The sequence below is a fragment of the Streptococcus danieliae genome, from assembly GCF_009767945.1.
GTDB lineage: Bacteria > Bacillota > Bacilli > Lactobacillales > Streptococcaceae > Streptococcus > Streptococcus danieliae.
In genome coordinates this window covers 1-965 of record NZ_WSRS01000163.1, presented here as the reverse complement: position 1 = coordinate 965, position 965 = coordinate 1, and the positions used below count along the sequence as shown (strand labels likewise).

At 37.5% G+C, this 965-nt stretch carries 1 protein-coding gene; it reads left to right on the top strand.

The window, feature by feature from the left end; translation table 11 throughout:
• On the top strand, positions 1-965 hold a 965-nt coding region (locus E5983_RS09215; protein ID WP_202056763.1), incomplete at both ends, for an SspB-related isopeptide-forming adhesin.

Below are 965 nucleotides of genomic sequence, written 5' to 3'. Positions count from 1 at the left end.
AATACCTTCACAACACTTGTGAACACTCCTAAGGGAGAATACAAGGTTGTTTCAAATACTCCAGTTATCTACACTCCAGGTTCTGATTACCGAACTTATAACGGAAACGTTGTTGTACGCTACTTTGAAGAAGGAACCAATGTCAAAATTTCTCCTGATCAAATTGATGTAGAAGATGGCAAAGTTGGCTCTGGTTACGATACTAAAGATCAAAAACAAGAAAAAATTGGTTATGATGGTAAAACCTATGTCTTGACACCAAAAGTCGTCGGTTCAGAAACAGGTAAGGTTGTAAATGGCACAATCTATGTTGATTATTTCTACAAGCTTGTAGATGAAACACCAAACAAAGGAAATGTCATTGTCCACTATATCAATGAAGATGGTCAAACTATCAAGAACGATGTCGAAGATACACCATTGTCTGATGTTGAAACACCATATGATACTAAGGACAATAAACCACCTACCATTACAACAGAAGATGGTATTGAGTATGTCCTCGTTCCTGAAAAAACGCTTGGAAATGAAGATGGTAAGGTTGTAGAAGGAACTACAGAGATTACTTATGTTTACAAACGGGTGACTCCAAAACCTGCCACACCAACTCCAGATGATAATGTGATCCAACCTAAGAAGGATGTGATTGATCCAGCAACAAGAAAATCAATCAATGGTCAATCCGTCCTTCCAAATTCTGAATTGAACTACGTCTTGACTCAAAACTTCGATCAGTACAAGGGAATTGAAGCTTCTAAAGATTCGATCCTTAAATCTAATCTTTATATTGAAGATTATCTAGATGAAGCTCTTGATGGTAAATCCATGAAGGTTCAGTCTATTAAGGCTGCGAATGGTGATGATGTCAGTCAGTTGCTTGAGATGTACCATGTGCTTTCTCAAGATGCTCTTGATGAAAAACTTCAAGCTATTGTTAAAGAGTCTGGTATTTCTCCAGTTGGCGA